This window comes from Thermovenabulum sp., from assembly GCF_049723235.1.
Classification (GTDB): Bacteria; Bacillota; Thermosediminibacteria; order Thermosediminibacterales; family Thermosediminibacteraceae; genus Thermovenabulum.
This window is the reverse complement of record NZ_JBNARB010000034.1, coordinates 1-9,899: the sequence shown is the minus strand read 5'-3', so window position 1 is coordinate 9,899 and position 9,899 is coordinate 1. Positions and strand designations below refer to the sequence as shown.

The 9,899-nt window shown below is 26.5% G+C and carries 4 protein-coding genes and 1 pseudogene; all 5 read left to right on the top strand.

The features are described 5' to 3' along the window. Nucleotides 1–35 precede the first annotated feature (35 nt). Nucleotides 36–296: pseudogene (locus ACPLOV_RS11340) on the top strand (phosphoadenosine phosphosulfate reductase family protein); the annotation flags it as partial. 72 nt (nt 297–368) lie between these two features. Further along, nucleotides 369–1,700, top strand: coding sequence for a hypothetical protein (locus tag ACPLOV_RS11335; RefSeq protein WP_424911194.1), 1,332 nt, complete (start codon nt 369–371; stop codon nt 1,698–1,700). Between the two features lie 200 nt (nt 1,701–1,900). Then, complete coding sequence (locus ACPLOV_RS11330) at nt 1,901–6,049, top strand: hypothetical protein (RefSeq protein ID WP_424911193.1); 4,149 nt, start codon at nt 1,901–1,903, stop codon at nt 6,047–6,049. Between the two features lie 27 nt (nt 6,050–6,076). Beyond that, the gene (gene pglZ, locus ACPLOV_RS11325) at nt 6,077–8,371 is read left to right on the top strand and encodes a BREX-4 system phosphatase PglZ (RefSeq protein ID WP_424911192.1); all 2,295 of its coding nucleotides are present in this window, start codon (nt 6,077–6,079) and stop codon (nt 8,369–8,371) included. An 11-nt stretch (nt 8,372–8,382) separates the two neighbouring features. Next, nucleotides 8,383–9,834 carry a BREX system Lon protease-like protein BrxL gene (gene brxL / locus ACPLOV_RS11320; RefSeq protein WP_424911191.1) on the top strand — a complete coding sequence of 484 codons (1,452 nt, stop codon included), beginning with the start codon at nt 8,383–8,385 and terminating at the stop codon, nt 9,832–9,834. The last annotated feature ends 65 nt before the right edge of the window (nt 9,835–9,899 follow it).

Genomic DNA, 9,899 nt, shown 5'->3' with positions numbered 1-9,899 from the left:
GTTGGGTTTGTTAGTTTTTTACAGGGAATTATTAACTGTTTCCGAAATTACTCTTATTACTTAGGAAATTAGCAGGAAAACCTTCTGTAAAAGTATTAATTTTTGATGGAGTACGCAATGAAGAAAGTGTAAATCGTTCTTCATATAGTCCTATTACTGAAGGAGGAAAACATAAACTTCAGATCAATGCAAGTCCTATTATATCATGGAATTCTGCAGAAGTTTTTTTATATATATTTAAAAAGAATTTATTAATTAATAAGGCGTATAGATATGGGACTACTAGAATTGGATGTGTTCTTTGTCCTCTTTCATCAAATTGGAAAGAAATAATTAATGGATTAGAATATAAAAAAGATATGGACAAATTGTTAGAAGAACTACAGAATTATGCTTTAAATTCCGGAGAAAAAATCAAAGATATTAAAAAATATATTGAAGAAGGTAAATGGAAAGGACGTGCAGGCGGTAGATATTTAATTAATGGAGGGAATAGAGTATATCAACAAGAAAAAGATAATATTGTTGAATATATTTTATTATATCCTTCTGAAAATTGGATGGAATGGATAAAAACTTTAGGGAAAATAACGATTATAGAAAAAGGAAAAGGATATATTGAAAGAAATAATTTTATTATTCCATTTAAAATAAAAGAATTTGAAAAAGGTATAATAGTAGAAGTTGCGAACTTAATTAATAAGGATCGCCATTTAATTAGCGCTTTTAATGCTATTGCTATAAAAAGTTCATATTGTTGTCATTGTAAAACGTGCGAAGTAGAATGTCCCACTGGCGCTTTAAAAATTGATGGAAATGTATATATTGATAATAATTGTTCATTCTGTGGATTTTGTTTGAATGTTAATGGTATAGCTTGTTTAAATGCAAAATCAATTTCAATAAGTGAGGGAGGGGAAAAAGTGAGGAATAATAAGAGGGATACGTTACAGTCATATCAGACCTTCGGCTTAAGAAAAATTTGGCTTTTAGAATTTTTTAAACTTACTGATAGATGGTTAATAGATAATAGTTTGGGTAATCGGCAAATAGAAGCTATGAAATTATGGCTGAAACATTCGGAATTAATAGAAATTGATAAGAAAAGAATAATTATTCCAGAAATTGTTGATAAGTTAAAAAGGATTGGTTTAGATAATAAATTTACTTGGGCGATTATTTGGACTAATTTAGCTAGAAATTCAAAGATAATTAATTGGTATTTAAAACAAATACCTTGGGGGTCAATTTTAAGTAAAGATGAATTAATTATAGAACTTGGTAAAAATTATCATCAAAGCGAAAGAAGTAGAGAAAACGCAATTGATGCTTTGAGTGATTTATTTAAGAATTCACCATTAGGTAACGAATTAGAATTAGGTATATATAGTAAAATCAAAAATAAAAATGTAATTTATAAAAAAGGATGGGAAGATCCTGATCCAATAGCAATATTATATTCCCTCTATCGTTATGCTGAAAATACAGGAAGATATCAATTGACATTAAATGAATTATATGAAAATGCTGTTGAAGGACCTTTTGTTTTATTCGGCATAAATAGAGAACTATTAGAAGGAATCCTTAAAGGTCTTTCAATAAAATATAATGATTTTATAAGAGTTAATATTGTAAAAGATTTAGATAATATTTTTCTTGATAATAATAGAAAATCAATTGAGGTGATTGATCTTGTATGATTCGATTAACATCTATCTAAAGAATGGTTAGACTTTTTTAAAAAAAATTATAAATGTGAATAAGAAATAAAAGATTATAGTAGAAAGAAGATTTTACATTTTCAAGGATAACATTTGGTAGTAATATTAATTAATAATAATTTTTTTAATGTTGATGAAAATGGAGTAACAATAAAAATTGATTTAGAGAGGTGGGAGCAATGTGGAGATATAATAACTTTATTTCTATAAGTGAAGATTTTATACCGGTGTTCAGTGAAGAAAAAGATAGAGTAAATAAAAATAATTGGAAGTTTTTTATTCCTCATGACAGCATGAAAAATTTGTTAAACAAAGTATTAATAGCTTTAGAAAGATCAAATAACAAAGATTGTAAATCTATTTGGCTCACTGGTACATATGGTACTGGTAAAACTTACGCTTCTTTTGTTATTAAACATTTATTGGAAGATCCATTAGAGGAAATAGAAGCATATTTTAAGAAATATGAAAATATAAAAGATTTGTGGGAAAGGTTTAAAGCTTTAAGAGAAAACAAAAGATTTTTAGTAGTATATCGTTCTGCTCTTGATGTAATGGGTCATATAAATTCAAATCGTAGATTGATGATTGAATTGCAACAGGCAATTAAAAATAAACTAAAAAATGAAGGACTTAAATATTTAGGGGAAAGAAGTATTATAGATCAACTTATAAAAAAATTGACGGAAAAAGATAGTGTATTAAATTTACAAAACATTTTTGAAAAATATAAATATGAATATTTTAATTCTTTTGCTTCTATGGAACAGGTAGTTGAAAAATTAATAAATGGTGACACATTAATTGCAGAGAATATAGCAAAAGTTTTTGAGCATGAAGGCATAACTGTTTTTGATTCCCCGGACGTAGTAAAGGCATGGATAAAAGAAATAATTGAATTAAATAATCTTGGTGGATTAATTTTTATTTGGGATGAATTTACAGAATATTTTATTTATAACTCTGCAGTTACTCCTCTTCAAGAATTAGCTCATGCTACAGGAGAAATGCCTTTTTATTTATTTTTAATAACCCATAGATCGTTAAAACAATTTACAAGAATTGATGAAGAAACTCAAAAGAAACTTGAGGATAGATTTCATTCTTGCGAATTAAATATGAATGTAGTTACTGCTTATAAATTGATTTCTAATGCCATTGAAATAAAAGATGAAAATAGAATTGAATGGGAAGCAAAAAGGGATACACTTTGGAACAAAGTAGATCTTGCTGTTCTTCAAATAAATTTAATGCAGGGTTCTCAGGGAGCAACTATAAAAAAAGAAGAACTGAGAATGCTCACACCCATACATCCTTATTCTGCTTATTTGTTATCAACAATCTCATCATTATTCAGCTCAAGTCAGAGGACTTTTTTTCAATTTTTAAAGACTAATATAATAGGATCATTTCAATGGTTTATATCAAAATATCCCGAAAATGATTGGTATTGGCTTACACCAGATTATATTTGGCAATACTTTTTCGAAAATGATGATAATCTAAAAGATGTAGAAAATATTAATGATATCATTACTCATTTTAACTATAATAAAGATAAATTACAAAGTGAAGAAGAATTAAGGGTTTTTCGAGTAATGATGTTGCTTTCCATAATGAATCGCAAGCTTCAAGGGACAGAGCCATTATTTAAGCAAAACTTATCTGTTATTAAAAGAATGTTTATGGGTACAGAGTTATACAATAAAGTCGAAAAAATCGCAGAAGATATTTGCAATAAAGAGATTATGCATGCATTAGCTATTGGAAATGATGTTGAATATATTATTCCTACGACTATAATGGATCGTAAAAAATTAGATCAATTAAAACAACAAGCAAGTATGAACTATGAATTTAATAAAATGGTAGATTCTAAAAAAAGTGATGCAAAATTAGCAAGAAAAATAGAAGATTTAATTTCATTACAAGGGGCTTCTAAACTTCGTCATTATATAAAAATAACTTCAGCAAAAGATATAAGATCAAAAAAAGAAAATATTTTACGCGAAGAATTAGAACCTTATGAAATTTTAACAATATTAGTAGTTGCTTTAAACGATAGTGATTTATTTGGGTTAGAAGAAATTGCTTTAGAATTAACAAGTAAAAGTAAAAATTGTTGTATACTAATAAGTCAAGCAGCTTTTGGAGAGAAAAGATACAATGACTGGATTAATTATATAGCACATACATGGTATTATGAACAAATAAAGGATTCTAACAATATGAGATATTTTAAAAATAAAGTAGAGAACATTGAAAATGAATGGATGGAAGATTTACGAAGGAACAGAATATTTGCTTTCTTTCAAGGTAAACAAAGAGAATTATCAGGATGTGATTCGATAACAAATTTTCTTGAAGAAATTGTGTTAGATATTTTTCCGTATTGCCCGGAAAAAATTAGCAAAGTATCGACATTGTATAATACATCTTTTGGAAAAGCTGGAGCGGAAATTGGTTTGAATATTTCAAAAAAAATTCAAAGTCCGTATAAAGATATTGTCGATGAGTTAATAAAAAATAGTTTATGGGATGAAATTAAAATTGATCAAAATTCGGAGCATCCTATTGTTAAAATGAAAATAAAAGTAAATGAATTTTTTGAAACAAATAATAATGTCAGTATTAAACAAATATGGGAAGAACTTCAAAATCCACCCTTTGGTCTTATGCCCTGCCCAATTGGTATAGTAATTTTTTCTTTATTACTTAGAGAATATTCACAAGGATATTATTATTGGGATGGAGTAAATTCAAGGCCATTAAATCCAGATAAATTAGCGGAATTAATAGAAAATGTCACGAAGAATAGTAAAAATTCGTATTTATATTCAATCAGAAAAATTTCAAAGGAAGGCGAAAATTTTTGCAAAATAATGCAGAGGATATTCAATCTTACTAATGAACAAAGCACGTATCCCGAAGAGACGAGAAAACAAATAAGAAATGTAATAAATAATCTTAAATTACCTTTATGGACAATAGGATATTATATTAAGGATTTAAGTAAAGTTCGTATATTTAAAGCAGAATATCTAATAGAATCAATAAGAGCTATTAATGAAATATTAAGTTTTGATAAAGAAGAGTTATCTGATGATGAAATGAAAAATATTGTAGAGCTTTTGAAAAAATGCGACAATGAACTTTCGAGTTTGATTAAGTACGATGTTTTGGAAAGTGGTTTTAGGGAATATTTAAATATCAAATCACCCAAACTATTACAAATTAAAAATAAGTTAAATATAGCTTTGTCAAATATTATAGAACGAATTAAAGGTTTTTTGAAAAAAGAAGTTTATTTATGGAGAGAAGAAGAGGTTGATAAAGTATTAGCTGATATTGTTAATGAATTAGAGGTAATTGATGCTTTATCAATATTATTAGAACGGAAAATGAAAAGCATTGAAGAGATAAATGTTTATTTTAAAAATGAATGGTATAAGAGTAAATATCCTTTATGGGTATATAAAGAAGGGCAAGATCATGATATAATTCAAATATTTGATTATTTATATAAATTATTTTATGTTGATATAGAATATTATAAAAAAGAGAATCTTTCTGATAAGATAATAAAATATTGCAGTGAAATCAAACAAATTATTAATGACACAATAAAAATAACGAAAATTTTAGTAAAAAAATATTCTGGGCAAGATTTAGACGATGATGGAGCTAAAGAATTATATGGAAAACTACAAGATATGGTGAATTATCAAGAATATGATATTAAAGATAATTTATTAAAAACTTTATCTCTGCTTTCAAAGCAAAAAAGAATTATTGAGTTGAACAATCTTTTTTACAACATAACAGGGGCAAATTCACCTGATAAATGGGCAGAAGAAAAACGTATGCCGATCTATTGGATGTTTGATGCTCAATATTTTGATTTCATTGAAAAATACGACAAAATAAATCTTTTACCTGAAAGTGAAATTATTAAAATGATAGATTTTTTAAAACAACATAGTAAAGAATTTGAAATGTTAAAAAATGATAATTTTATTTTTCAGAAATTCATGGAAGTTGTAGCTAAAGAATATATTAATATTTTGAAGGGTTATGAGAGAAAAATACATGAATATATTTATGGCAAATTAGGTAGCAATATTAAAATTTGGACTCTAAATGTAAGTAAGGTACAAGAACTTGTTATTGAATGGATAAAATTAAATTATAAAGACATTGCTTATAATCGTGCATTAAAAGCTATCGAAAATATGAATCCGGAAAGAATGAAGAAATTTGTTATTGAATCAATATCTAATGACCCTCTGCTTGGAATTAAATTATTATCAATTTTTGAGAATAGTTAATTATTATTATCAAAGGGGGGTCTATCTGTGCTTTTTTTTACATCTGTTGAAGACTTAATAACAAGTTTGAGAGAAGAATATAAAAAAGGGGAAAGATTTGCAAGTAGATTTATTTTAATAAATGGTTCAAAAACATGGGAAGAATTCTTGTTCAAAATGAAATATGAAGTAGATAAGACAATAAAATTATCAGAATTTTGTTATGATCAGGATTTATTTCCTGATATAACCTTGCTTGAAGAAAAATTAAAAAATGAATCTAACGTTACTAAGAAAATATTATTAATACCTGTGGGAGAATATCTACGATTAGATTCTAAAAGTTATTTTTTCCATACTATTGCTGAATGGCCTTCAAATAAAGTTCGTAGAATTTATATACCTATTTTAGGTGCAGATGATTTTTTCTTTAATAAAATAAATAATATTGGTAGATATAGAGCAAAAGAACTACCCGAAATATATTATTTAAGCGGAGAAGGAGAAACGAAGGTAATAATAGCTCCGTTTAGTAAAAAGATAAAAGACTATCAATGTGTACAAGGTATAAAAAATTATTTGCAATTATGGGAAGAAAAATCAGAAGAAAATATTTGGCTTACTACACAATTTGCACCGTATTTAAAGGCTGAGCAAAATAATAAGTATTTTCATTTATATATTTTTAATTCTAGTTATGACTATATAAAAAATAATTTAAAACTCGAAAATCTAGAAAAAACGTGGGGAACTGAGAAAGAGTGGGATTGGCTTGCTGAAAACATTAAAGAAGATGATAATTTAGACATATTGGCAGCAAGATTATTAAAAATTGCAGACTATGATGAAAATTTGCTTTTTTCATTATGGAAAGAATTTAACCAAAATGAACGTTGGTTGTTATGGTTATGGAATAAAATTAGAAGTCTAAAAGGAACTTATTTAAATTATGTTAATAAGATAAACAAGGAATTTAACAATTTTTATTTTGATGTAGTAATGACTATATTTAATATTTCTAAATCTGAAAAGTCAATAAAAATAATAAAAGAAAGAAAAGAACTATTAAAAAAATTAAATGTAACTTTTTTACCAAATATTTTCTGGGATTATTATAATAAATTAAATGATCCCATTGAAAAAATATCAGTGTTAACAGATATAACAGAAAAAGAAAAAGAAGAAATTATTAATAATTTGAGAGAGATATTATTAAATAAAAATTATTTAAACCTTAAAAATGAATGGTATAAATTAATAGAAATATTATATCCCGAACTTATTTGGTATTTAGAGCAAATAAATATGGGAGATGATTTCGCGGATGAATATTTCTATAATTATAAATATTGTCGCATAAAGGACAAAGCTGATGAGAATTTAAAAAATTTAATAAAAAAATGGGCTTACGAAAAAATCTTATGGAAATATCATTCGCGATATGAATTAATAGAAAAATATAGGAAAATGGGAGCAAAGATATTTTGGATAGATGCAATGGGAGTAGAATGGATTAGTTTACTTATAAAACTTATAGAAAGTAGATGCGATTGTAGAAGTGAAATTTTTTTGGCAAAAAGCTGTTTACCTACAATTACTGAAGTAAATCAAGAGTGGAAGGATGATGAGAAAGTAGAGAGAAGTTTGGACGATATTGCGCATCATTATACTTATGAATTTCCGAAATCTTTTATAAAATTTATAAATGCAATTAAGGAAATTTCTGAAAATATTATAACATTAATATCTAATTATGATTTAGTAGTAGTTACTTCTGATCATGGATTAACAAGATTTGCAGGAACTGAAGATATAAAAATAAATATACCAAAAGGAAGCGAAGTAAAACCTCCTGGAAGATTTGCTGAAATAGTTGAAGAAACTAATTTTGAAAAAAATGATTCTTGGATTATTTATAATAATAAAATAATATTACTTGATCACTCTAAGTTTAAAACTAGTGGTAGCATATCAGGAGAAGTTCATGGTGGAGCATCACCTGAAGAATTCTTAGTGCCTGTATTAGTTTTTAGCAAGAAAGATAATAGTAAAAAATTAGAAATGAAAATAGAATACCAGTTAATTTCCGATAAAGTAAAACTTAATCATAAAAATGAAGGTAGCCTAATGATTAAATTAAATAATCATGTCAATAATTTAGAATTAAAGATTTTAGGAGAATTAATTAAAGGATATACAAAAGATGGATATATTTGGATTTTTAATATTAATAATTTTGAGGCAGGAAAGTATGAAGGCACTTTATATGTTAATAAGTCTAAAATAGGACAGTTAAAATTTGACTTAGTAAAAGGAATAATAGAAGAAGATTTAGGAATTTGAGGTGATTATATATGGCTATTAATTATGAATTACAAGTTAAAATGAGATCTATTTTTCAAAATGTTACTGTATATAAAAATCCATCGCAAAATGATTTTTTTAAATCATTAAGTATTCCGTCATATTTAAGAGATTGGATTATTATGAAATTTTCTGATGAAACTGGTAAAATTGATATAGAAGAGGTAAAAAATTATATAAGCAAAAATCTACCTTCAAAAAAAGATTGGGAATTATTAAAAAGCAATATGATTAAAGAAGGAGAAAGAGTCAGATTTTTAGCAAAGGTAAGAGTTGAACTTGATGTTCAAACTGGAGAAGGTTTATTTTATTTACCTGATTTAGGTTTTCCTACAAGAAAATATGAAGCGATTGTTAAATCTTATGTATTAAAAACTTATAAAGAAGAATTGCTATCAAATAATGAAACATGGGGAGTAATTGAGTGTGAATGGAGTCCAATAGGGATAAATGGTAGAGAAGGTAATGGAGCAATATATATTACTGATTTTAAGCCGTTTAAACCATATAAGATAGATTTGGATTATTATACCGAGGCTAGAAAAGAGTTTACAACTGAAGAATGGGTAGATATCCTTTTGCTGGCAGTAGACTATAATCCTTTAGGATTTTTAGATTTAAAACAGAAAATTACTTTCTTAAGTAGATTATTGCCCTTTGTTGAAAAAAGAATAAACATAATAGAATTAGCCCCAAAAGGTACGGGAAAATCTTATTTGATGTCTCAAATATCAAAGTATGGCTGGTTGGTAAGTGGTGGAAGTATAAGTAGAGCTCGCCTATTTTATGATTTGAACCGAAAAACACCAGGTCTTTTTAGTAGATATGATTATGTGGCACTTGATGAAATACAAACAATAAGTTTTCCTGATATTGATGAGATAAGAGGAGCCTTAAAAGGATATTTAGAATCTGGGGAATATAGAGTAGGGGATTATAGAGGATCTGGAGATGCAGGTTTAGTTTTAATGGGTAATATTTTAGAAGATAAGATGAGTGAAAATATAAATATGTTTACAGAGCTACCGATTGCTTTTCAAGAATCTGCTTTAATTGATCGATTTCACGGATTTATAAAGGGTTGGGATTTACCACGTATGAGAGAAGAGATGAAAGCTGAAGGATGGGCGCTAAATGTAGAATATTTTTCAGAAATAATGCATGCTATTAGAAGTGATATAATTTATCCTCAAATTGTTGATGAAATATTAAATATTCCAAGATCAGCTGATACAAGAGATGTAAATGCTATTAAACGTATTTGCACTGGATTTTTAAAATTATTTTTCCCACATATAAAAAATATTAATGATTTGGATAAAGAAGAATTTATGATCCTATGTCTTAAACCTGCTATGGAAATGAGGGGGATTATTAAAAAACAGTTACATATTTTGGATAAAGAATATAATGATGCAATTCCAGAAATTACTTTAAAATAATTTATTTTAAGATTTTAGTGTAGAAACTCATTTTTAGAATCTACTTATTTCTGTTCTTTGACAAT